The organism is Gottfriedia luciferensis (assembly GCF_002156865.1).
Lineage (GTDB): Bacteria > Bacillota > Bacilli > Bacillales > Bacillaceae_G > Gottfriedia > Gottfriedia luciferensis.
The window spans coordinates 276,927-299,430 of record NZ_NCTA01000002.1 but is presented as its reverse complement, the minus strand read 5'-3'; the positions used below and the strand labels follow the sequence as shown (position 1 = coordinate 299,430).

Annotated in this window: 22 protein-coding genes; 18 read left to right on the top strand and 4 right to left on the bottom strand. The window is 33.0% G+C overall.

Annotation, left to right across the window (positions count from 1 at the left end; translation table 11 throughout):
• Nucleotides 1–116 precede the first annotated feature (116 nt).
• Both B7R67_RS03630 and B7R67_RS03625 read left to right on the top strand, forming a co-directional pair.
• Entirely contained in the window at nt 117–413 is a 297-nt protein-coding gene (locus B7R67_RS03630; RefSeq protein ID WP_088066470.1) for a rhodanese-like domain-containing protein, read from the top strand.
• A 452-nt stretch (nt 414–865) separates the two neighbouring features.
• Entirely contained in the window at nt 866–1,078 is a 213-nt protein-coding gene (locus B7R67_RS03625) for a DUF2553 family protein (protein ID WP_088067607.1), read from the top strand.
• Nucleotides 1,079–1,288: 210 nt separating this feature from the next.
• On the opposite strand, the gene B7R67_RS03620 is transcribed toward B7R67_RS03625, so the two are convergent.
• Nucleotides 1,289–2,569 carry a BaiN/RdsA family NAD(P)/FAD-dependent oxidoreductase gene (locus B7R67_RS03620; protein WP_088067653.1) on the bottom strand — a complete coding sequence of 427 codons (1,281 nt, stop codon included), beginning with the start codon at nt 2,567–2,569 and terminating at the stop codon, nt 1,289–1,291.
• Between the two features lie 152 nt (nt 2,570–2,721).
• Between B7R67_RS03620 and B7R67_RS03615 the strand changes: the two genes are divergently transcribed.
• Both B7R67_RS03615 and B7R67_RS03610 read left to right on the top strand, forming a co-directional pair.
• A complete protein-coding gene (locus B7R67_RS03615) occupies nt 2,722–4,341 on the top strand; it encodes a putative polysaccharide biosynthesis protein (protein WP_088067605.1) in 1,620 nt (539 codons plus the stop codon).
• Nucleotides 4,342–4,577: 236 nt separating this feature from the next.
• Nucleotides 4,578–5,300, top strand: coding sequence for a pseudouridine synthase (locus tag B7R67_RS03610; RefSeq protein ID WP_088067603.1), 723 nt, complete (start codon nt 4,578–4,580; stop codon nt 5,298–5,300).
• A gap of 65 nt (nt 5,301–5,365) precedes the next feature.
• Here the strand turns inward: B7R67_RS03610 and B7R67_RS03605 are convergent, their stop codons facing one another.
• Nucleotides 5,366–5,566 (bottom strand): DeoR family transcriptional regulator, encoded by a 201-nt coding sequence (locus tag B7R67_RS03605; RefSeq protein WP_371870385.1) that lies wholly within the window; start codon nt 5,564–5,566, stop codon nt 5,366–5,368.
• A 308-nt stretch (nt 5,567–5,874) separates the two neighbouring features.
• Here B7R67_RS03605 and pepV point away from each other — a divergent pair, with 308 nt between their 5' ends.
• The 6 genes from pepV (at nt 5,875) to B7R67_RS03575 (ending at nt 13,548) form a co-directional block, all read left to right on the top strand.
• Nucleotides 5,875–7,275, top strand: a complete 1,401-nt coding sequence (pepV, locus tag B7R67_RS03600; protein ID WP_088067601.1) for a dipeptidase PepV — start codon at nt 5,875–5,877, stop codon at nt 7,273–7,275.
• 354 nt (nt 7,276–7,629) lie between these two features.
• The gene (locus tag B7R67_RS03595) at nt 7,630–8,817 is read left to right on the top strand and encodes an MFS transporter (protein ID WP_158095012.1); all 1,188 of its coding nucleotides are present in this window, start codon (nt 7,630–7,632) and stop codon (nt 8,815–8,817) included.
• Nucleotides 8,817–9,368: an RNA 2',3'-cyclic phosphodiesterase gene (thpR, locus tag B7R67_RS03590; protein WP_088067597.1), complete on the top strand. Its 552-nt coding sequence runs from the start codon at nt 8,817–8,819 to the stop codon at nt 9,366–9,368. Before B7R67_RS03595 ends, thpR begins: the two co-directional genes overlap by 1 nt.
• Nucleotides 9,369–9,411: 43 nt before the next feature.
• Entirely contained in the window at nt 9,412–10,416 is a 1,005-nt protein-coding gene (locus tag B7R67_RS03585) for a hypothetical protein (protein ID WP_088067595.1), read from the top strand.
• A gap of 45 nt (nt 10,417–10,461) precedes the next feature.
• On the top strand, nt 10,462–12,621 hold the full coding sequence (pulA, locus tag B7R67_RS03580) for a type I pullulanase (RefSeq protein ID WP_088067593.1): 2,160 nt from the start codon (nt 10,462–10,464) through the stop codon (nt 12,619–12,621).
• A 141-nt stretch (nt 12,622–12,762) separates the two neighbouring features.
• Nucleotides 12,763–13,548 (top strand): phosphotransferase family protein, encoded by a 786-nt coding sequence (locus tag B7R67_RS03575; protein ID WP_208615626.1) that lies wholly within the window; start codon nt 12,763–12,765, stop codon nt 13,546–13,548.
• Nucleotides 13,549–13,583: 35 nt separating this feature from the next.
• Here the strand turns inward: B7R67_RS03575 and B7R67_RS03570 are convergent, their stop codons facing one another.
• Nucleotides 13,584–13,862, bottom strand: a complete 279-nt coding sequence (locus B7R67_RS03570) for a YtzH-like family protein (protein ID WP_088067591.1) — start codon at nt 13,860–13,862, stop codon at nt 13,584–13,586.
• A gap of 228 nt (nt 13,863–14,090) precedes the next feature.
• Between B7R67_RS03570 and trmB the strand changes: the two genes are divergently transcribed.
• Nucleotides 14,091–14,732: a tRNA (guanosine(46)-N7)-methyltransferase TrmB gene (gene trmB / locus B7R67_RS03565; RefSeq protein ID WP_088067589.1), complete on the top strand. Its 642-nt coding sequence runs from the start codon at nt 14,091–14,093 to the stop codon at nt 14,730–14,732.
• Between the two features lie 217 nt (nt 14,733–14,949).
• Nucleotides 14,950–15,792 (top strand): YtnP family quorum-quenching lactonase, encoded by an 843-nt coding sequence (locus tag B7R67_RS03560; protein ID WP_088067588.1) that lies wholly within the window; start codon nt 14,950–14,952, stop codon nt 15,790–15,792.
• Between the two features lie 17 nt (nt 15,793–15,809).
• Here B7R67_RS03560 and B7R67_RS03555 read toward each other — a convergent pair whose 3' ends face one another.
• Entirely contained in the window at nt 15,810–16,121 is a 312-nt protein-coding gene (locus tag B7R67_RS03555) for a PepSY domain-containing protein (protein ID WP_088067586.1), read from the bottom strand.
• 160 nt (nt 16,122–16,281) lie between these two features.
• Between B7R67_RS03555 and B7R67_RS03550 the strand changes: the two genes are divergently transcribed.
• The 6 genes from B7R67_RS03550 to B7R67_RS03525 all read left to right on the top strand — a co-directional run bounded on the left by B7R67_RS03550 (nt 16,282) and on the right by B7R67_RS03525 (nt 22,500).
• Complete coding sequence (locus B7R67_RS03550) at nt 16,282–17,352, top strand: M42 family metallopeptidase (RefSeq protein WP_088067584.1); 1,071 nt, start codon at nt 16,282–16,284, stop codon at nt 17,350–17,352.
• A 395-nt stretch (nt 17,353–17,747) separates the two neighbouring features.
• Nucleotides 17,748–18,860: an ABC transporter substrate-binding protein gene (locus B7R67_RS03545; RefSeq protein WP_235822077.1), complete on the top strand. Its 1,113-nt coding sequence runs from the start codon at nt 17,748–17,750 to the stop codon at nt 18,858–18,860.
• Entirely contained in the window at nt 18,850–19,692 is an 843-nt protein-coding gene (locus B7R67_RS03540; protein WP_088067582.1) for an alkaline phosphatase family protein, read from the top strand. The genes B7R67_RS03545 and B7R67_RS03540 overlap by 11 nt, the downstream gene beginning before the upstream one ends.
• Nucleotides 19,692–20,624: an ABC transporter permease gene (locus B7R67_RS03535; RefSeq protein ID WP_407920367.1), complete on the top strand. Its 933-nt coding sequence runs from the start codon at nt 19,692–19,694 to the stop codon at nt 20,622–20,624. The genes B7R67_RS03540 and B7R67_RS03535 overlap by 1 nt, the downstream gene beginning before the upstream one ends.
• A complete protein-coding gene (locus tag B7R67_RS03530; RefSeq protein ID WP_088067578.1) occupies nt 20,621–21,490 on the top strand; it encodes an ABC transporter permease in 870 nt (289 codons plus the stop codon). Before B7R67_RS03535 ends, B7R67_RS03530 begins: the two co-directional genes overlap by 4 nt.
• Nucleotides 21,487–22,500, top strand: a complete 1,014-nt coding sequence (locus B7R67_RS03525) for an ABC transporter ATP-binding protein (protein WP_088067575.1) — start codon at nt 21,487–21,489, stop codon at nt 22,498–22,500. The genes B7R67_RS03530 and B7R67_RS03525 overlap by 4 nt, the downstream gene beginning before the upstream one ends.
• The last annotated feature ends 4 nt before the right edge of the window (nt 22,501–22,504 follow it).

Here is a 22,504-nt window from a genome sequence, read left to right as displayed (position 1 = left end):
AGGTTTTTTCTTTTCAGTTTATAATTAAAAGTTTCATGTTTCAACAATCAAACTTGCTTTTTGCATAGGTAATGATTAGTTGTTAAGATGGATGCATAAGAGAGGATGATAGATGAATGAATTCAATTTCTGCAAATGAAGTAAAAGAGCGTTTAGAAGCAGGTGAAACACTATTTTTAGTAGACGTACGTGAGGATTATGAGGTTGAATATGGTAAAATACCTGAAGCAATTCATATTCCAATGGGAGAAATTCCAAGTAAACTAGATCTGTTTAATAAAGAGTTTGAATATATTTTTATTTGTAAAGCAGGCGTTCGTAGTGAAAATGTTTGTGAATATATGAGTGAGCATGGCTTTAAGGCGATCAATATGGAGGGCGGCATGATGGCCTGGGAAGGCGATTTAGATTAACATTGATTGCCGGTAAATGATTGATTTTATTGCTCATTACTTACAGAAAATCCAACTATTTGAGGTTGGATTCAGACTGTTGGCAAACGCTCGCTTTCTTCGTTGCTTCGCCTGCTGAGCGGTGCTCATTACCGTTAAGGGTAACTCCGCTCCTCGCCAGGCTTCGCGCCTCGAAAGACAAGCGTTTTCAATCAGTCTGAAAATCAAAAAAATAGGACTTTGTCTACACACTGAATCCAACTATTTGAAGTTGGATTTTTTTTATACTTTTAAGAAATTTTAGGAATTAAGTATAAGTGCAACAATGCGGAGAGTTTTCTTAATTTATAATTTTTAAAAAGGTAATGTTTTTTTTCGTTAGGAATATTAACTAAAGAGTTGTGACATATATTAAAGTAGAACCTCATATATATCTTCATTGAGGTCTTTGCTTGTGAAAGGAGGGGGTTGGTTTGCCAAAAACATTAAAAATTGATATCACCGATAAAGTAATTGGTAAATTTAAAGATGGGCATATTGAATTGTATTCTTCGAAATATTTAATTGGGAAATTTTTCTTTAGAGACATGGAACATTCTTTCCAATTGGCAGAAGGTTATGTTGAAGAGGATGGTCGATTTTATTTATTAGTTAACTTGCAGCACGAACAATCGAATGTTCGTTGACCTTAATTTAGGGACGGTGGATTTGTGCAAAAGAAAAAAATAATAATCGAAAAGCATAGGATGTATTGTTTTGCAGAAATGAGTTATGCGATAAGATTAAGTAATGCTATTTTATCATGTTATCAGTTTACGATTTGTCAGATCTTATGCTTTTCCATATGTAATAATTATAGGACCAAACGAAAAATAGACATTCGTTCGGTCCTTTGTTTATGAATTGTGTACGATCGTTTTCGAGTATTCCGCCGCCGATGCTCCTGCTAATCTTCCTGTGACAAATGCAGCAGTAATATTATATCCACCTGTATAACCATGAATATCTAATATTTCTCCACAAAAATAAAGACCATTCATGATTTTAGATGACATTTCTTTTGGGTGTACTTCCTTAGTTGAAACTCCACCGCCGGTTACAAATGCTTTTTCGATTGATAAAGTACCATTCACTGTAAAGGTAAAGCTTTTAAATGATTGGACAAGCTCTCTTATTTTTAATGCACTAAGTTCATTGCAAGGTGTTGATTCTTCAATTCCACATTTTGAGAATAAAAATAATAAATATCTCTCAGGTACAAAGCCTTTCAGTACATTTTTAATTGCTTTTTTAGGTTCGCTTTTTAAAATGCTGTTTGTTTCTTGAAAAAGTGATTCTTCGTTTTGATCAGGGAAACAATCAATCGCCATTGATACATTTTTTGTTTTAAATTTTTGCTGGACTTTATATACAAATTGGCTACAGCGCAATGCAGCAGGGCCAGAAATTCCAAAATGAGTAAAAAGCATGTCCATTTTATGGGAAATAACTTTTTTTCCTTTTGGATTTAAGACACTTAATTCAACGTCTCGAAGTGCAAGGCCTTGTAATGATTTGTTTTTAATAAATTCCTCACTCGAAGTAATAGGTACTTCTGTTGGAAAGAGTTCAGTAATTGTATGTCCGGCTTTTTTTGCCCATGCATAACCGTCACCAGTTGAACCAGTATGAGGAACTGATTTACCTCCTACCGCAAGTACAACGCTTTTTGAATAAATGACTGTTCGATCATCCAATAAGATGCCGACTACTTTGCCATCTTCGTAAAGTACGTCTTTAACTGTTCGATTAATTTGTATATCTACATGATGCTTTTTTAATTTTTGCATTAAAGCACTTAATACTGATTTTGAATCATTTGAAACAGGAAACATTCTTCCATGATCCTCTTCTTTTAATGCGACGCCCATCTTTTCAAAAAACTGGATGATGTCTTCGTTATTATAAATAGAGAATGCGCTATATAAAAAACGTCCATTACCAGGTATATGTTTAATAACTTCTTCTACAGGTAAGCGATTCGTTACATTACAACGACCTCCACCTGAAATAAGTAGTTTTTGTCCTAATTTATTTCCTTTTTCAAGTAAAAGTACTTTAGCTTTGTTTTCAGCAGCGCTAATTGCAGCCATCAGACCGGAAGTACCGCCACCTATTACAATCACGTCATAAATCATTATTTCACTACTTTCATTACAAATTTCTTTTAGTAAGTTTACCATTATTTCATGTAAGCTCCAACTTCTTACCATTTTTTAATTTTTTCTTTTTATATGAATATGGTAAGATAGATTAGTTAGTTTGATCGAGAATTAGTAGGAGGCAGTTTATGTCAGATTCAAAATTGCTACGAGGTACCTTCATATTAACTGCTGGTACATTTTTAATAAAATTCCTAGGAATGATTTATACGTTCCCTTTTTATGCGTTAGTTGGTTCAAAGGGATCTGCATTATATAATTATGGTTACGTTCCATATACATTATTTATCAGTATTGCTACTGCAGGCGTTCCATTAGCTGTAGCGAAGTTTGTTTCGAAGTACAATGCAATTGAAGAATATGAAACAAGTAGAAGGCTGTTTCACGCAAGTCAGCTACTCTTAATATGTACAGGGATTTTTTCGTTTTTAACGTTATATATCATTGCACCGTATATTGCACCTCTTATGATTCCAAAAGATACAAAAGGTAATAATGTAGAAGATGTAGTTTCGGTTATGCGAATTGTTAGTACTGCATTAATATTAGTACCTTCTCAAAGTTTATATAGAGGTTTTTTCCAGGGGCATCAATCAACTGGGCCAACTACTGTTTCTCAGTTAATTGAACAAATTGTTCGTATTGTATTTACTTTAGTCGGAAGTTATTTAATTCTAAAAGTTTTTGGTGGAACAATTACTCAAGCAGTTGGATTGTCTACATTTGCGGCTACAATTGGCGCGGTAGGCGGTATATTAAATTTACTATGGTATTGGAGAAAACGAAAAGTTCATTTGGACGAACTTCTCCCAAAATCAAAAGGATTAATTTATCCAACTAAAATAGAAATGTTTAAAGAATTATTTTCATATTCTATTCCGTATGTATTTGTTGGACTTGCTATTCCGTTATATCAATTAGTCGATCAATTTACTTACAATAGAGCAATGGAAGCAATTGGATTAAAAGATATTGCAGAGAATACTTATGTAATGTTTTCATACACAAGTCACAAACTAGTAATGATTCCAGTTTCACTAGCGACTGCATTTGGTTTAACACTTGTTCCGGCTATAACTGAGGCATTCGTAAATAACAATCATAAAAAGCTACAAAGTCAAATTACACAAACCTACCAGGTTGTATTTTTCTTAACACTTCCTGCTGTAGTAGGTATATCGGTATTAGCAGAACCGATTTATAGTGCTTTTTATCAAAAAAGTACATTAGGTGGAAGTATTCTTGGTTTTTATGCGCCAGTAGCGTTATTATATTCACTTTTCACTGTAAATGTAGCGATTTTACAAGGTTTAGATAAACAAAAATATGCGATTATTGGATTAATTGGCGGAGTTATTCTAAAAATAGTACTAAACGTACCATTAATCTATTTATTTAAAACTTATGGTGCTGTATTAGCGACTGCACTAGGTTATTTATTTTCAATCGTCTACAATTTCTATTTTATACGTAAATATGCAAACTTCTCATTTAATCGAGTATTTAGACGCATACTCTTTATGATACTCTTATCTGGAGTAATGGCTGGTGCAGTTTACTTAGTAGAACAATTTTTAGGAATTTGGATCACGTACAAAGATGGCCGAATGATTTCGATGTTCCTTGTTATTATCGGATCAATTGTTGGCGGAATTGTTTATTTAGGTGTTGCCTATAAATTAAACTTATTTGAAATTATTCTTGGTGCTCGTTTCAAGAATCGTTTTAAATTTGGTAAAAGAGCATAATAAAAATACGGTGAACCGTCTGTAGTAATGGTTCACCTTTTTTACACAGTAAGAAAGTATAAATTGGCAGCGGTTTAGAAAACTCGACGGAGTTGCCAACTTTGGGTATTAAGTATAAGTGCAACTAAGCCTCTGTCTTCTCCTAAAGGCTCGCCAATCGGCGAGTTTTCTTTAAATTTATGTCTCTGTTAATGGCTTATAATGATTAAACTTTTTAGAAAGATTAGGTGTACAGTATGAGAATTGATAAGATTTTAGCAAATATGGGATATGGTAGTCGTAAAGAAGTAAAGAGTTTACTTAAGCAAGGTGTTGTAAAAGTAGGAGATAGTATTGTAAAAAGCCCTAAAGAACATGTTGATATTGAAAATCAAGTTGTCACAGTAAATGGTGAAGTAGTAGAGTATAAAGAATTTGTATACTTAATGATGAATAAGCCACCAGGTGTCATTTCTGCGACTGAAGATTCAGAGCATGAAACGGTGATCGGATTATTAGAATACGAAGATATTATTTTCGATCCATTTCCAGTTGGCCGTTTAGACAAAGATACGGAAGGGTTATTATTAATTACAAATGATGGCCATTTAGCACATCAATTACTTTCTCCTAAAAAACATGTACCAAAGAAGTATTATGCAACAATTAATGGAATTGTAACCGAAGATGACATTAAGGCATTTGAAAAGGGTGTAACGCTAGAAGATGGTTATTTAACGAAACCTGGATATTTAACAATTCTAAAATCAGGTGAAGAATCTGAAATAGAGCTTGTTATTATGGAAGGTAAATTCCATCAAGTAAAAAGAATGTTTGAATCGGTAGGAAAGAAAGTAACTTACTTAAAGAGACTAGAAATGGGTCCTTTAAAGTTAGATGAGGATCTTGAATTAGGTCAATATAGAGAATTGACTGACGAAGAAGTTGAGCTACTTAAGTCAGTTAATGAAGAAAAGTAGTTCATAAAAGAAAAACAAAAACCCTTGATTAGACGTCAGACGACAATCTAGGGTTTTTGTTTTTTTTAAGAAGTAGCTTTTACTTTTTTCCCTGTTACGGCCCATTTTCCCCTACTTGGACTATAAACTAGATTATTAAACTCTAAAATGTTTAAATCTCGTTGGATTGTTCTAGGTGTGATACCAAACTCTTCAACTAGGTCTTTTGTAGAAACGGTGCCATTTTCACTAATGTACATGTAAATGGCCTTAATTCGAGTCAGCATTCGAGAAGTTCCAGAATTCAAAAAACCACTCCTTTACCTACCGCATTGTTCTCATAACAGGTTAGTTAAGTATTTTACTAGAATAAGCTATATTTTCATTTTACTCTTTTTCAGTAGTTTCATAACGAATTTTATGAAAATAATACAAAAATTTAATGAAAATTTGCGCAAACGTAATCATTTTGCACGTTTAAGCTAATATATTCTACAAAGAATGTCATATTCCTTCTTTTTTCGTTCCATTTATGAATAAATTATGTTTAAATTTTAAAAGATGATAAACTATTTATATTAAAGGAGGTTTTTCCATGACACAAATTAATTGGATGGAAGAAGTTTTAAAACGCAAAGAAGACTACTTAAAGCAAACGATTGAGCTTCTAAATATTGAAAGTGTTTACGACGAATCAACTATTTCAAAAGAAGCACCTATGGGAAAAGGTATTAATGATGCACTTACATACATGTTAAATTTAGGTGAAAAAGATGGATTTATTCCAAAAAATGTAGATGGCTATGCAGGTCATTTAGAAATGGGAAGTGGAGAAGAGTTAGTTGGTATTCTTTGTCACTTAGATGTTGTACCTGCTGGAGATGGTTGGTCACATGATCCTTTTGATGCAATCATTAGAGATGGAAATATTTATGCTCGTGGTGCAATTGATGATAAGGGTCCTACAATGGCTGCTTACTATGCAATGAAGATTGTAAAAGAGTTAGGACTTCCAATTAATAAACGTGTACGAATGATTCTTGGTACAGATGAAGAAAGTAAATGGCGTTGTGTAGATCACTATTTTGAAAAAGAAGAAATGCCAACAATGGGCTTTGCTCCAGACGCGGATTTCCCAATTATTTACGCTGAAAAAGGCATTTTAGATATTGAGTTCAAACAAACTCTATCAGATGATGTTGAGAGTGAGTATAAATTAGTATCATTTTCTTCTGGTAGACGAGTAAATATGGTACCTGATCATGCGAAAGCGATCGTTTCTGGTGCAAAATTTAATAGTGAAGCGTTTACAAGTCATGTTAGTGAATTAGGCTGTAATGCACAACTATTAGAAGAAAATGGAAATCAAGTTTTAATAGTAGAAGGCGTTTCAGTTCATGGAATGGAGCCGGACAAAGGGAAAAATGCAGGTGTTGCTTTAGCGAGCTTCTTAAATCAATTTGCATTCAATCAAAATTCAGCTCAATTCCTAAAATTTATTGTTGAAAATTTCAAAGGTGACTCTCGTGGTAAAAACATGGGTGTTGCTTATAATGATGATATAACTGGAGATTTAACGATAAACCTAGGTATTATGCAATATGAAGCTAAACAAGGTGGAACATTTGGTTTAACATTACGTTACCCAGTAACTACTGACATTGATTTTGTTATTTCAACACTTACAGAACGTGGAAGTAAGTATAACTTTGAATTTAATGAAATTAAAAACTCGAAGCCTCACCATGTACCGAAAGATCATCCATTGATTCAAACTTTACAAAAAGTATATGAAGAGCAAACAGGTGAAGAGGCAACTCTATTAACAATTGGTGGTGGAACATACGCCCGTTCATTAAGTGCTGGTGTAGCATTTGGTCCACTTTTCCTAGGAAAACCAGAAGTAGCTCATCAAAAAGATGAATACGCTGAAATTGATGATTTATTAAAAGCGATTGCAATTTACGCTCAAGCGATTGCTGAATTAGTTAAATAAAGACTGACTGAAAAATTTCTAGTCTTTCATGGAGTCAGATAGTGCGGGGGTACCGTAAAAAGATGTACTTCAAGCACTCTAACCATCGAAGAAAGATAGTTTATTGCAGCAGTAATAAGGGGGAGTAAAATACCTCCCCTCAGACTGCCCACCAAACGCTCGCTTTCTTCGTTGCTTCGCCTGCAGAGCGGTGCTCATTACCGTTAAGGGTAACTCCGCTCCTCGCCAGGCTTCGCGCCTCGAAAGTCGAACGTTTTCAATCAGTCTGAAAATCAGATATATAGGACTTTGTCTACACACTGGGGGAAGTAGAATACCCCCTTTTTTTATGTATGTTAGGAGTTGATGATAATTTTGAACACATTACAAGCACGTCAAAATAGCATCTTATTAATTTTTAAGAGTTATTATTTTTGTTTATTCTTTGCAATAGGATCTCTAGGACCCTTACTTTCTTCTTACTTTAAACATGTGTTGGATTTGTCAACTTCACAAATTGGAATTTTAATGTCTTTAACACCAATCATTGCAATCTTTTCACAGCCTTTATGGGGAATGGTTAGTGATATTACGCAAAATCCTAAGAAGATGCTACTTATATCACAAATCATGACAATCATAATTGCACTTTTCTATTCTACAATCACTTCGTTTGGCATGCTTTTATTTGTAGTTATTCTATTATCGATGACTCAAAGTGCTTTAATTCCTCTTTCAGATAGTATTGCACTAAACTATGTCCAAAAAATTGGTGGAAACTACGGGGCTATTCGATTATATGGCTCAATTGGCTTTGCTTTGGCCGTTTTATTTTCAGGTAGATTAGCAGAAATGTTTGGATTAACAATTATATTTTTTGTATTTGCATTTTGTATTTTAATTGGTTTAGGTATCTCTATCTTCATACCAAAATCCTCTACAATTAATAAAAGGGAGCCAATTTTAAAAGGTATCCCGATTTTATTTTCAAATAAAAGATTTATGCTATTTTTAATTTTTGTCTTTCTAGTGTTTGGACCAATCAGTGCAAATAATACTTATTTTGGTTTATATATTCAATCATTAGGTGGAACATTAACAGGTGTTGGGATTGCTTTCCTTATTTCAGCAGGTAGCGAAGCACCGTTTTTACAGGTTTCTAAGAAATTAATTCAACGATTTGGTGTATATAATATCTTAATTGCAACTGCCTTAGTTTCAGCATTAAGATGGTATTTTTATTTTACAAATCCGCCATTATTTATTTTATTTTTAACATGTTTAACTCAAGGATTATCAGTTGGATTATTTATTCCTGCAGCACTTCAATTTGTAAGAGAACAGGCACCCGATTCATTAAAAGCAACAGCTGTTACAATCTATTCTGGTCTAGGCTTAGGTGTAGGCGAGTGGTTCTGTACATTTATTGGTGGATTTTTATCAGAGGCATATACGATAAAATCAATCTACATTCTATTTGGATCGTTAAGTTTAGTAGCGGTTGGAATCATGCAGTACTTGAAAAAAGATTCTAACATTAATGACAAGAAGGAGATTGCTTAATGAGTGATCATTATTTTTTAGCTGTTCCATTGCCAATACACATTAAAGAAAATTTAGATGATTATTCAAAAAAATGGTATAACAAATTACCTTTTAAAAGTTGGACTTTTAAAGATGATTTTCATATTACTTTATCATTTTTGGGACCAGTTGCTTCTAATAAAACTGTCGAACTTATGGAGCAAATACAAATCGAACTTGAACATTTTCAAAGATTTGAACTGGTGATTGAAGGGATAGGGATATTTGGTAAAATAGAACAACCGCGAGTTTGGTGGTTTGGATTAAAGAGTAGTACCGAATTAATTAATTTACAGAAAAAAATTGCTCAAGTGTGTAGGGAAATCGGATTTTCAATCGAAAAACGCCCTTATAATCCGCATATTACAATCGCTAAGAAATATAATGATAGGTTCGATAAAGAATTTATCATCCCTCAAAAATGGGAGGGAAATTCATTAAACTTTGAAGTAAATGAAATCGTTTTATACAAGATTCATCCTTCTAAAAAACCTAGTTACGAACCAGTAAAAACAGTAAAATTGAAATAATTGATTATTCATTAACAGGACCATACGTAAAAGGGGAAGCAAAATGGCTCAATTAATAAAATTACTAGATTATCCATCGCGATATGAGGCCGATCTATTTCACTATCCTAGTCAATTTGTTTTATTAAAGAGAGATAAATGGGAGAAAATCAGTAAGGCATGGAAAACAAATAATTGGGATTTTTCTGAAGCGGAAAATGAATCTTCAATACAAGTTGAAGAGATTGAACCGGTCCAATTAAGTGATGTAATAAATGAAGAAACATCGTTTTTCTCAAAAGTTTTAAACAAGTTCAAAAAACGTAATAATCCTGAACTGGGAAATCATGATGACGAGAATGATACACTTGATCAAAGTGATGAACTTAGCTCAATATTGGAAATTTTTAAAGTAGCGAATGAATACTTTTCTGAAGAAGAACTGAAACATAAATACTTAGATGAATTATTTGAGTTTCAATTAAGATGGGCTACTTCAACAGACTTGGCTCAAAATGAAACATATCGCAAAATTCGTTATGATGAAACTTTAAAATATTTTCTACAGTCTTTTCCTGATAACTTATTAGTTTTGTATCGACCAGTACTCTATATCGGCAAAGCTCCAGTTGAATTAGAAATAGTAATCATAGGTCCAGTAGAAACATATTGTATTTCATTTGTTAATGGCGATGAAAATCATGTGACTATACCAGAAAAAGGTAACTTTTGGTTACAAAAAATTGTGAATCGTGAAAAGAAAATTTTAAATCCGATGTTTGGGTTGAATCGAATGGGCAAACTAATTAATCAGATTTATAAAAAGAACGAGATTGAAAGTAAGGTTCATAAAATTCTCTTATCTACAAATGGATTTATTGATTATCAGCAACCGCCAAGAGATGTTCAAATTATTGATAAAAGAAATTATAGGCAATGGTACGAAGGCATTGTAAAGAAATCTTCACCAATTAAATTAAGACAATTAAAAGCTGCACAATCCATTTTAGCTCTTTGTGAATATACTAATCATATCGATTTGATAAGTGAAGAGAAAATTGATGCGTAGAGATTTGAAAAGGTTTTAAATTTTTAGGCTGGATGGTGAATAGCGTTGTTTCATATTAAAAGGGCTTATGAAGCTTATATAGATGGATTTCAAGAAATAACAATGATTATTCCCAAATCGAACAAACATACAATGCATTCTTATTTTGAATTAATTCAAGATGAAAATCGGAAAGATAGGCTACCGGTACAATCTCGGATTGAGTTTGATAAATTCATTAAATATACCGTTCATACACCTGAAGTACTATTACTTGAAAAACAGTATGAAATTGAGGATGAATTTGGAAGTCGAACAGATTTGCAAGTTGGAGGAGTAATTCGTTCAAATGACTTTGATGAAAAGTATGCTTATGATGGAGAGGATTTAGGTGCAACCTATACACCTGAATTTACTCAATTCAAATTATGGGCTCCAACAGCATCAAAAGTTAAGCTAAGAATTTATCAAAAACATCGTCACGAAGAAAAGTTTTCAGAAAAGGTTATGGAACGGGATGGTTCTGGCACATGGAAAACCGTAATTGATCAAGATTGTAGTGGGTTCGTTTATACCTATTTAGTGTGTGTAAATCTGATTTGGAGAGAAGCTGTTGATCCATATGCTAAAGCTGTTACTGTAAATGGCAAACATAGTGTAGTAGTCGATTTATTAAAGACTAGAAAAGTTACTAAAGCAAAAAGCTTTCCGCCAAAAAGATTTACTGATTGTATCATTTACGAAGCCAGTATACGAGATCTTACTTCACACCCGTTAAGCGGGGTGGAAAAAAAAGGCTCTTACGAAGGTTTTCATGAAAAAGGAACGAAATTTAACGGATTCTCAACCGGTTTTGACTATCTATGCAAACTTGGAGTTACTCATATTGAATTATTACCATTTTTTGATTTTGAAGGAATCGATGAGAATAATCCTTTCCAAACATATAATTGGGGCTATAATCCATTAAATTTTAATGCCCCAGAAGGTAGCTATAGTCTTAAACCAGATGAACCAGTCGCAAGGATAAATGAATTAAAAGAACTTATCTCAGTTTATCATGAGCATGGTTTACGTATTATTATGGATGTCGTTTATAATCACGTTTATGAATTACAAACGAGTCATTTTGAAAAAATTGTCCCTGGTTATTATTTTAGACAGGATGAACGTGGGCTACCATCTAACGGTACAGGAGTAGGGAATGATTTTGCTTCTGAGAGGTTAATGGCTAGACGTTTTATTATTCAATCGTTAAAGTTTTGGACTGAAGAGTACGACATCGATGGATTTAGATTTGATCTAATGGGGATTTTGGATACGGATACAATGAATCAAATTGTAGCTGAACTAACCGAATTGAAACCCGAGATCATCCTATTTGGTGAAGGCTGGGATTTAAACACATCATTAAGACCGCCTTTCCTAAAAGCGACGATCAATCAAAGTCATCAATTATCTAAAGTTGGCTTTTTTAATGACAAGTTTCGTGATGGGATAAAGGGTAGTACTTTTTCTTTTCAGGAAATTGGGTTTATACAAGGACAGAAGAACAGTGATTATTATTTCGATTTATTGCTAGGAAGTGTTGGGATTAAAAATCAAGTTTCTTTATTTCAAGAACCTTACCAATCAATCAATTATATTGAATCACATGATAATCATACAATGTGGGACAGATTAAAGCTTTCAAATTCAAATGAATGTGAAGAAATACGAAAGAAAAGGCATTTACTTGGAACGAGTATTGTATTACTTTCTTTTGGAGTCCCATTTCTTCATAGTGGTCAGGAGTTTTATCGAACAAAACATGGGGTAGAAAACAGTTATAATTCGGAAGATACAATTAATAGTATTGATTGGGCAAAAGCAGAGCGTGAAGTAAACTCGATTAATATTGTTAGAGACTTAATTTCAATTCGAAAGCGCTTTAATTGTTTGCGTTTTTCATTAAAAGAAGAAATAAAAAAACATATAAAGCCAATCAATCTTCACCCAGACGTAATTGGGTATCGTATTTCCGGGATCGAAAAGGTTGACCATATTCAAGAAATGATTGTATTATTTCACAATGGATTAAGTGACATTTTAATTAATCTCGGTAAAGAAAGTGGCTGGGAAGTAATTTGGGATGGCAAAGAAAATTATTTGGATAAAAGAACTAAAATTGATTGTAATAAATTACCAATACCTTCACTATCGACTGTTGTATTAGTAAAATACTAGCAACTACTTGCAGATTCTAATTAAACAATGTAAACTTGTAAAAGATGGCTTATTACGGCTAAGTGTAATAGGCTATCTTTCTTTTTGTAATAAAATATTTTTAAAAAACAAACCTATTTATCAACAAGGAACGGAAGAAAAATGGATCATATACAAGAAATGTTGGGAAAAGAATGGACAATCTCGCCCGCTGGTGGATTTACTGGTGAAGCGTATATAGCAGAGAATAATGATAAGAGATTATTTCTAAAAAGAAATTCTTCTCCTTTTTTAGCAGTTTTATCAGCAGCTGGTTTTGTTCCAAAATTAGTTTGGACTAGAAGACTAGAAAATGGTGATGTTCTTACTGCACAAGAGTGGGTTATTGCTCGAAGCCTGGAGCCTTTTGAGCTATCTACGAAAGGGGTCGCTCAGTTTTTATATCGTATCCATTCTTCCAAAGAATTGTTATATATGTTAACAAAACTAGGTATCAATCCATTAGAACCTCAAGATTTACTACAAACAATTGTAGGAAATTTAACGGAGGAATTTACTCAAAGTAAAATTATTGTAAAAGGAATTGAATATTTAGAAGAAAATATGCCTTCTTTCGATCCAGAAGATTTAGTTGTTTGTCATAGCGATTTAAATCATAATAATTGGCTACTAACAGAATCGAATAACTTATATTTAATCGACTGGGATGAAGCGATTATTGCTGACAAAGCATTTGATTTAGGGATGTTTTTGTTTACTTATGTAGAACAAAATAATTGGGATAAATGGCTTCGTAATTACGGGATTAAATTAACAGAAGAACTATTAAATCGTATGACCTGGTATGTTGTTGCCCAAACAATTATTTGGATTAAATGGTATACTTTACGTGAAAATGAAAAGCAGACTCAAAAGATGGAGAGCCTGCTTGAGAAGATTTTAGGGTAATAAAATAAAAATTTCCTCGGAAATTGTCACATAAATTAAGAATAAGAATTAAAATCAGTAACCCATTGTGAAATTTGATTTTGATGATTAGTAATATGCTGGTCTAAATCTGGAGAATATTTTCCAGATTGGCTATAGTAATAAACATCATTTAGCATGCTTTTGACATCGTCGGTTACTTGGTCATTGCTTAATAATGATTGGACAAGTCTTTCCAATTGTTCACATTCAGAAACAGTTCCACAGCAATCAGATTGATGATTCATTAAAATATCACGTAAAATTGTTAATTGATGCTCATGATTTAAAGGCATACAATACACATCCTTTTTTTATTAGTACACTTGAATTAGTTTGTGTAAGTTGAAATATTTTTATACTCCAGTAATAACCGAGTGACATTTGTGCTTGGTTTTTTCTATGGAAAACAAAAAGTAGCTTATAATCTCGAGGATCTAAGCGTTGGAACTAGACAGAACGAAAGTGGCTTAAACTTGAAGAAAAATATATAGAAATATAAAAATCGAGAGGAAGTAAAACTTATGCGATTAAGACATAAGCCAGGTGCGGCAGAACAAGTAAAAAATAACGCTGAATATGTAATCCCTAATCCGACTGAACAAAAAGGAAAATGGCAAGAAGTATTTCCTAGTGTACAGCCACTTCATATTGAAGTAGGGACTGGAAGAGGACGTTTTATGGTGGAAATGGCAAAAGCTAATCCACATATTAATTATATCGGAATTGAAAAATATACGAGTGTAATTTCTGATGCTTTAGATAAATTAATTGAAGCAGAGGTACCGAATTTAAAACTTTTAAATGTTGATGCTCAAAAATTATCGGATTTTTTTGAGGATGGGGAAGTAGATCGAGTTTATTTAAACTTTTCTGATCCATGGCCAAAGGTTCGTCATGAGAAACGTCGATTAACATATAAAACGTTTTTACAGATGTATCAACAAATTTTAAAAAATGACGGAGAAATTCATTTTAAAACGGATAACCAAGGTTTATTTGAATTTTCTGTTATGAGTATGGCGAATTATGGGATGACGATTCATTTCTTAAGTTTAGATCTTCATAATAGTGATTTTGAAGGGAACATCATGACTGAGTATGAAGAAAAGTTTTCTTCAAAAGGAAATCGCATTTATCGAGTTGAAGCTGCATATAGAAATTAAGATAAGGACTATTGTGATAATTTTTATCATGATAGTCTTTTTTTTATTTAATTTTTTTACAAAAGAATAATCTCTTAGATAGAATTCTGTATTAGCGAAGCTGCACACTCAATCTAGGCCCTTCATTCCTTTTTAACTTTAACCTACTCTTTAAATATTCAGTAAATTGTAATAATGGTATAATATGTAGGTCTAATCATATTGAAGGGGGATTAATATGGAACAATTAAAAGTTGGAAATTGTACAATTCAATGGCTAATCGGTGGGAATACTCAATTAGATGGTGGAGCGATGTTTGGAGTTGTTCCGAAAGCGCTTTGGTCTAAAAAATATAGCGCTAATGAGAAAAACCAAATTCCATTACGTACCGATCCAGTATTCATTCAGACAAATGATTTAAATATTATGATTGATAGTGGAATAGGTGTTAATAAATTAAATGAGAAACAAAAAAGAAACTTTGGAGTAACGGAAGATTCTAAGATTGAAGAATCATTAGCAAAGTATGACTTAAATGTAGATGATATTGATTATGTCATTATGACGCATTTACATTTTGATCATGCGAGCGGATTAACAAAATTTGAAAATGGAGAATATAAATCAGTGTTCTCTAATGCAAAGATTATTACTTCTCAAGTTGAATGGGATGAAATGAGAAATCCTAATATCCGTTCAAGCAATACATATTGGAAAGAAAATTGGGAAGCTATTCAAAATCAAGTAATTCCATTTACTAACGAATATTCATTGACTGAAGAAATAACGATTATCCATACTGGTGGACATAGCGATGGTCATAGTATTGTAAAAATAGAAACAGAAGATGAACTAGTACTGCACATGGGAGATTTAATGCCTACACATGCTCATCAATCTCCTTTATGGGTAATGGCGTATGATGATTATCCAATGACGTCAATTTATGCGAAAGAAAAATGGGTCAATTTAGGATTGAAAAAAAATTCATGGTTTACGTTCTATCATGATGATTCATTTAGAGCAATAAAATGGAGCGCTGATGGACATGTTTTACAGTCAATCGAACGCTCCAAGTAAATAGCATTTAGTTAATATTAGACAATTTGAGCTGAAATTAGCTCACCATTTACAGCATTAATGATGAATGAGTAGTTCGTTGTTTGTTCATCTGGTTCAACGACAGTAAAACCACCTTCATAAACATCACCTTCATATTCAGGTAAATCAGCCCATTTAGGTTCAGAGTGAATCCAAGTGCCAGTTACATTACCATATGAAAGAAATACTGGTTTGATTGTTTTTAAAGCTTTTTCTGCCGGTATATACTGTGAAGATAATTTTTTTTGTAAATAAAGTCCACCGGCTATACCTAAACCTAGGCCTAATAAGACTCGTTTTAGTTTCATTTATTACCACCTCTATTTATGTATTATGCTCTTGAAAAAATATTCTACTACCTATCTTAGTCAAATAGGTTTAATATTTCAACGGTTAGATTGGTATTATATGTTATTTTTCGATAAAATAAAAAAGAAGATTATGTTTTGTATAGAGAGGAACGAAAAGATGAATCAAGACACTCTACAATTATTTAAATTTTTAACAGAATTACAAGGTGCATCAGGTTTTGAACATGAAGTACGTCATTTTATGAGGAAAGAACTTGAGAAATATACGAATGAAATTGTTCAAGATCGATTAGGAAGTATTTTTGGCGTAAAACGTGGAACTGAGGATGGGCCAACTGTAATGGTAGCGGGTCATATGGATGAAGTCGGTTTTATGGTAACTCAAATTACAGATAACGGTATGGTTAGATTCCAACCACTTGGAGGTTGGTGGAATCAAGTATTGCTTGCTCAAAGAGTTCAGGTTATGACTGATCAAGGTCCAGTAATTGGTGTTATTGGGTCTATACCTCCTCATTTACTAAGCGATGAATTAAGAGCTAGACCAATGGATATTAAAAATATGTTAATTGACATTGGCGCAGATAATAAAGAAGATGCATTAAATATAGGTATCCGTCCAGGTCAACAAATTGTACCTGTATGTCCTTTCACACCAATGGCTAACGAGAAAAAGATTATGGCAAAAGCATGGGATAACCGTTATGGTTGTGGACTTGCACTTGAATTATTAAAAGAGGTCCAAAATGAAACTTTACCAAATATTTTATACTCAGGTGCTACCGTTCAAGAAGAGGTTGGACTAAGAGGTGCGCAAACTGCTTCAAATATGATTAAACCAGATATCTTTTACGCTCTAGATGCAAGCCCTGCAAATGATATGTCTGGTTCAAAATCTGAGTTTGGTCAGTTAGGTAAAGGGGTATTATTACGTATCCTTGACCGAACAATGGTAACACATAAAGGAATAAGAGAATTTATTTTAGATACTGCAGAATCGAATAATATTCCTTACCAATATTTTGTTTCCCAAGGTGGAACAGATGCTGGGCGTGTACATACATCAAATGATGGCGTTCCATCAGCTGTAATTGGCATTTGTTCTCGTTATATCCACACTGCAGCTTCAATTATCCATGTTGATGATTATTTAGCTGCTAAAGAATTACTTGTAAAGCTAGTAAAAGCAACAGACAAAACAACTGTAGATACATTACGTAATTATTAAGAAGGAAGCCTGAAATGGAATTTCTTCAATTGTTTAGTCATCTTAAACAATTGTGGTCAATTCCAATAGGGCTTTTTTTTTTCCTCTTATCACATTTTTGTTCCGACTTTAAACCCCACCAAATTTAAATAAGGGAATATAAAATTGGCTAATTACTCAACAATCATCTATTTTGATCATTTCATTAGAGTGGAACAGTCATAATTCCACACAAATCCAAATCTATAAAAAATCTATTAAAAACATACATACATCAACAATATTAATTAATAAATGTAATCGTTAATAAATTCTTAACACGCAATTAATGTGGGTTTTACGATACTATCTTATGATTAAACCGTAATAAGTAGTAATAAACGTTAAACAAACCACAAACTTGTAGGGGGATTAATATGAAAATTGCATTTAATAAGAAAAGGTATAAGGCAATTCAAGTTGTAATGCTGGGTATGACTGTTCTGGGACTAACAGCATGTGGAAAAACGGTTGATTCAAATAGTGAAGCTGTAAAAAATCCAAATTCATTAACTATTAAAGAGATTGAAACAAAAGCAAAAAAAGAGAACGAAATTAATAGTGTTGGAATGCCAGATTCATGGGCTAATTGGGGCGAAACATGGAATGAAGTTAACAAAAAATATAATTTAAAACATAGTGATACAGATTTATCTAGTGCAGAAGAGATTTCAAAAATGGAATCCGAAAAAGAAAATGCAACTGCGGACATCGGTGACGTTGGCATGTCATTTGGACCAATAGCCGAACAAAAGAAATTAACGATTCCGTATAAAACTTCTTATTGGGACGAGGTTCCTGATTGGGCAAAGGATGATAATGGAGACTGGGTTGTTGCATATCAAGGTACGATTGCATTTATGACGAATAAAGAATTAGTCAAAAATCCTCCAAAAACCTGGGATGATCTTTTAAAAGGAAACTATAAAGTAACAGTTGGGGACGTACAACGAGGCACGCAGAACCAAATGGCCGTACTTGCTGCAGCTATTGCACATGGTGGAAATGAAAAAAATATTCAACCTGGTATAGACTTTTTCAAAAAGTTAGCCAAGCAAGGTCGTCTAGGACTAACTGATGCAAAACCAGCAAACATAGAAAAAGGTGAAGTAGAAGTTGCACTTGTTTGGGACTTTAATGCGCTTGGTTATGCAGAAGCAATTAACCGTAAACAATTTGAAATTTCGATTCCTACTGATGGATCAGTTGTTAGTGGCTATTCAACAATTATAAATAAATATGCTAAACACCCATATGCTGCTATGGCTACGAGAGAATATATTTTAAGCGATGAAGGACAAATAAATTTAGCAAAAGGCTATGCTCGTCCGATTCGTGATGTAAAACTACCAAAAGATGTAGCTGAAAAAATGATTCCAAAAGAGCAATACAAAAATGCGAAACCAGTAAGAGATTTTAAAGCTTGGGAAGAAACTGCAAAAACTTTACCACAAATCTGGCAAGAAGAGGTGTTAGTCAATGTCAAATAAAGTTATAGCGATAGTAGTTGATGGTATGAGGTATGACAAAGCGTGTGAAGCTCTTGGATTTGTTCAACATTTAATTGAATCGAATCAAGCGGCTCTATACAAAATGAAGTCAGAATTACCTAGTCTTTCCCGCCCATTATATGAAGTACTATTAACTGGCACACCATCATCTGTTAATGGAATTACGTCAAATCAAGCAGTTCGTTTATCGAATGAAAAAAGTCTATTTCATCTTACGAAAGAAAATGGATTGAGAAACGGAGTCGTATCGTATTACTGGGTAAGTGAACTTTATAATCGAGCACCTTTTAATTTTATTGAAGATCGTGAACAAGATGATGCTACAAAGGCAATTCAAAATGGAAAATTCTATTGGGATGATGACTATCCAGACAGTCATGTGTTTATGGACGCGGAGTCTTTACGTAGAAAATATGATCCTCACTTTTTATACATTCATCCATTAGGAGTCGATGTTAAAGGAGAAATACACGGGTCTGAATCAAAAGAATATCGAGAACAAATTTTAAAAATCGGAAGCTTATTAGCACAGCTTCTTCCAATTTGGATGTCAGAAGGTTATCACATTTTAATCACTTCTGATCATGGAATGAGTGAAACTGGTAATCATGGAGGGATAACAGCAGGAGAACGTGATGTACCACTATTTATCATCAGTCCAAAAGTTGAACCGGGTGTTTATGAAGAAGTAATTCCTCAGTTGGCCTTTGCACCGCTTGTTTGTGACCTATTAAATATAGAGCCATCAAATAAGATGATTTCCTATCAACTTCCAGGAATGAAAGAAGTAAATACAACTGTTAACCGTTAATGAAGAGTGTAATGAAAAGAGAATTGGTTAGTAAAAACTTTACCAATTCTCTAAGGAATTTAAAGGAGCGAGAGGTTTTGCAAAAGATAAAAAAAGATAAAATTTACTTATTAGCTCTTTTATTGCCATTTGTATTGTTCGTACTTGGATTTGAAATTGGTCCACTAATGGCAATGATTAAAAATAGTTTTTTCGCAGATGACGGAATTCACCATACTTTTAATCAATATATAACGATCTTTAAAAGTAAATTTTACTTACAAGGTATTAAAAATAGTATCGTGATTTCTATGATTTCGGCAGTTATTTCGATACTAATAGCTGTTGTCTCAGCTTATTCTTTTACGAAGTTTTCACGTAAAATACAAAATAGACTACTAATGGTTGCTAATATGACTTCAAATTTTGAAGGGATTCCTCTTTCTTTCTCATATATTATTTTACTTGGAAACAACGGATTGTTTACTTTGCTTTTTGCAAAATTAGGCTGGAATCTATTTGGAGATTTTAATTTATATTCTTGGACGGGGCTTATACTTGTCTATATTTATTTTCAAATTCCACTTGCAATATTGTTGATTTATCCTTCATTTCAAGGAATAAAACAACAATGGAAAGAAGCGTCTAAATTATTAGGTGGATCAACAATTTCATTTTGGTTTCGAATTGGTATTCCAGTATTATTACCTAGCATAGTAGGTACATTTAGTATTTTATTTGCTAATGCAATGGGGGCTTATGCAACAGCCTACGCATTAGTTGGAAGTAATTATAATTTATTGTCATTGCAAATAGCATCCCTTGTTGCAAGTGACGTTTCATTAAAACCACAACTTGGTAGTGCACTAGGAGTCCTTTTAGCGATGACTATGATTGGTGCGATGTGGATTAATGAAAGAATGATGCGTCGCATTAGGAGGGATTTACGATGAAATCATCGATGACAATTTTTAAAATAATAGTTGGCGTACTTGTAATCTATTTATTAATTCCACTAGTCGGTACATTTTTATTTTCGATTGCAAATAAATGGGATCATACAATTTTGCCAGAAAGTTATACAATGCATTGGTATATAGATTTATTTAAAGATGCACGATTTTTTGATGCTTTTCAACGAACATTGTTTTTAATCGTTATAACTGTCTTTCTCAGTATTACAATTATGCTTCCAACAATCTTTATCATAACTGTATATTTTAGTAAATTCGAAGGGATTCTCCAAGCTATTGCAATGCTGCCATACGGCATTCCACCGATCGTAGGAGCAGTTGGGTTGATTAAGCTATATTCTAATGGACCATTCCAAATTGCAGGTACTCCGTGGATATTAATTGGTGCATACTTTATAACGATCCTACCATTTATGTATCAAGGTATTCGTAATAGTCTTCGAACACTAAATGCAATTCAACTTGTTGACGCAGCAGAATTACTTGGTGCAACAAAATTTCAAGCATTTCGAACTGTTATACTACCAAATATTTTATCTGGCATATTAGTATCAAGTTTATTATCAGTAGCTCTTTTATTTAGTGAATTTGCATTTGCTAATTTATTAGTGGGTGGGCGATTTGAGACACTACAAATCTATCTTGCAGATAAACTAAATAGCAGTGGGCATTTAACAAGTGCCATCGTTATTACTTATTATTTTGTGATCTTACTTTTAACTGGAACAGTCTTAAAACTTTCATTTAGAAATAAAAGAAAACCTGTCCTGTTAAATAAAAAATTGTCTATTTTAAAAAAACAAAATCACATTAAAAATACTGCAATTGAGGGTGAAATGAAATGAGCTATGTAAAAATTGATTCAGTGACTAAGCAATATCAAAATCAAGTTGTTTTAAATAATATTTCGTTATCACTAAAAAAAGGTGAGTTTGCGACACTTTTAGGTCAAAGTGGATGTGGAAAAAGTACGCTATTACGTTCGATTGCTGGACTTGAAAACGTTGATATTGGAAGTATATTAATAGATGGAAAAGACATCACAAATTTATCTCCACGCCAACGCGAAGTAGGTATGGTATTTCAATCTTATGCACTTTTTCCAAATATGACAGTCTTTGAAAATATAGCCTATGGTCTTAAAATGAAAAAGGCTAAAAATATTTCTTTAAGAGTAAAAAAAATGATTGAACTGGTTGATTTAATCGGTAAGGAAGATTCATATCCTCATCAATTGTCTGGAGGACAGCAACAAAGAGTGGCGCTTGCTCGAGCTCTTGTCACCGAACCGAAAGTACTATTATTAGATGAGCCGTTAAGTGCCTTAGATGCAAAAATTCGAAAAACCCTACAAAAAGAATTAAAAAGAATACAGCAAGAATTAGATATTACGACTATTTTTGTTACGCATGATCAAGAAGAAGCGATGACAATGTCTGATCGAATATTCGTAATGAACAATGGGAATGTAGTACAAGCAGGTACACCTTCAGAAATTTATACAGCACCGGCAAATAAATTCGTTGCAAAATTTATTGGAAACTATAATGTTTATGAAATGAACGTTTTCCAAAAACTCATTCGTAATACAGAATTAACTGGAAATGATGTAGCGATTCGACCAGAAGTAATGAAATTAGTTTCTATTGGTGAAGATGATTTGAACTTACAAGAAAACTGGGGAATTAAAGGAATCATCACCGATATTACAATGACAGGTAATGTTTTAAGATATGAAGTTGATACAGAAGAATCTTCATTCCTTGTTGACTATCTTCACCACCGAGGGGAAATGTTCCAGCAAGGAACACATGTTAATATCATTATCCCAAAAGAAGAATGCGTTATTTTATAAACGA

Excerpts from the sequence above, each read along its gene's own strand:
- B7R67_RS03630 (WP_088066470.1), top strand. The coding sequence starts at position 117 with ATGAATTCAATTTCTGCAAATGAAGTAAAAGAGCGTTTAGAAGCAGGT.
- B7R67_RS03620 (WP_088067653.1), bottom strand. The coding sequence starts at position 2,569 with ATGATTTATGACGTGATTGTAATAGGTGGCGGTACTTCCGGTCTGATG.
- B7R67_RS03615 (WP_088067605.1), top strand. The coding sequence starts at position 2,722 with ATGTCAGATTCAAAATTGCTACGAGGTACCTTCATATTAACTGCTGGT.
- B7R67_RS03610 (WP_088067603.1), top strand. The coding sequence starts at position 4,578 with ATGAGAATTGATAAGATTTTAGCAAATATGGGATATGGTAGTCGTAAA.
- B7R67_RS03605 (WP_371870385.1), bottom strand. The coding sequence starts at position 5,566 with ATGCTGACTCGAATTAAGGCCATTTACATGTACATTAGTGAAAATGGC.
- pepV (WP_088067601.1), top strand. The coding sequence starts at position 5,875 with ATGACACAAATTAATTGGATGGAAGAAGTTTTAAAACGCAAAGAAGAC.
- thpR (WP_088067597.1), top strand. The coding sequence starts at position 8,817 with ATGAGTGATCATTATTTTTTAGCTGTTCCATTGCCAATACACATTAAA.
- B7R67_RS03585 (WP_088067595.1), top strand. The coding sequence starts at position 9,412 with ATGGCTCAATTAATAAAATTACTAGATTATCCATCGCGATATGAGGCC.
- B7R67_RS03575 (WP_208615626.1), top strand. The coding sequence starts at position 12,763 with ATGGATCATATACAAGAAATGTTGGGAAAAGAATGGACAATCTCGCCC.
- B7R67_RS03570 (WP_088067591.1), bottom strand. The coding sequence starts at position 13,862 with ATGCCTTTAAATCATGAGCATCAATTAACAATTTTACGTGATATTTTA.
- trmB (WP_088067589.1), top strand. The coding sequence starts at position 14,091 with ATGCGATTAAGACATAAGCCAGGTGCGGCAGAACAAGTAAAAAATAAC.
- B7R67_RS03560 (WP_088067588.1), top strand. The coding sequence starts at position 14,950 with ATGGAACAATTAAAAGTTGGAAATTGTACAATTCAATGGCTAATCGGT.
- B7R67_RS03555 (WP_088067586.1), bottom strand. The coding sequence starts at position 16,121 with ATGAAACTAAAACGAGTCTTATTAGGCCTAGGTTTAGGTATAGCCGGT.
- B7R67_RS03550 (WP_088067584.1), top strand. The coding sequence starts at position 16,282 with ATGAATCAAGACACTCTACAATTATTTAAATTTTTAACAGAATTACAA.
- B7R67_RS03545 (WP_235822077.1), top strand. The coding sequence starts at position 17,748 with ATGAAAATTGCATTTAATAAGAAAAGGTATAAGGCAATTCAAGTTGTA.
- B7R67_RS03540 (WP_088067582.1), top strand. The coding sequence starts at position 18,850 with ATGTCAAATAAAGTTATAGCGATAGTAGTTGATGGTATGAGGTATGAC.
- B7R67_RS03535 (WP_407920367.1), top strand. The coding sequence starts at position 19,692 with ATGAAGAGTGTAATGAAAAGAGAATTGGTTAGTAAAAACTTTACCAAT.
- B7R67_RS03530 (WP_088067578.1), top strand. The coding sequence starts at position 20,621 with ATGAAATCATCGATGACAATTTTTAAAATAATAGTTGGCGTACTTGTA.
- B7R67_RS03525 (WP_088067575.1), top strand. The coding sequence starts at position 21,487 with ATGAGCTATGTAAAAATTGATTCAGTGACTAAGCAATATCAAAATCAA.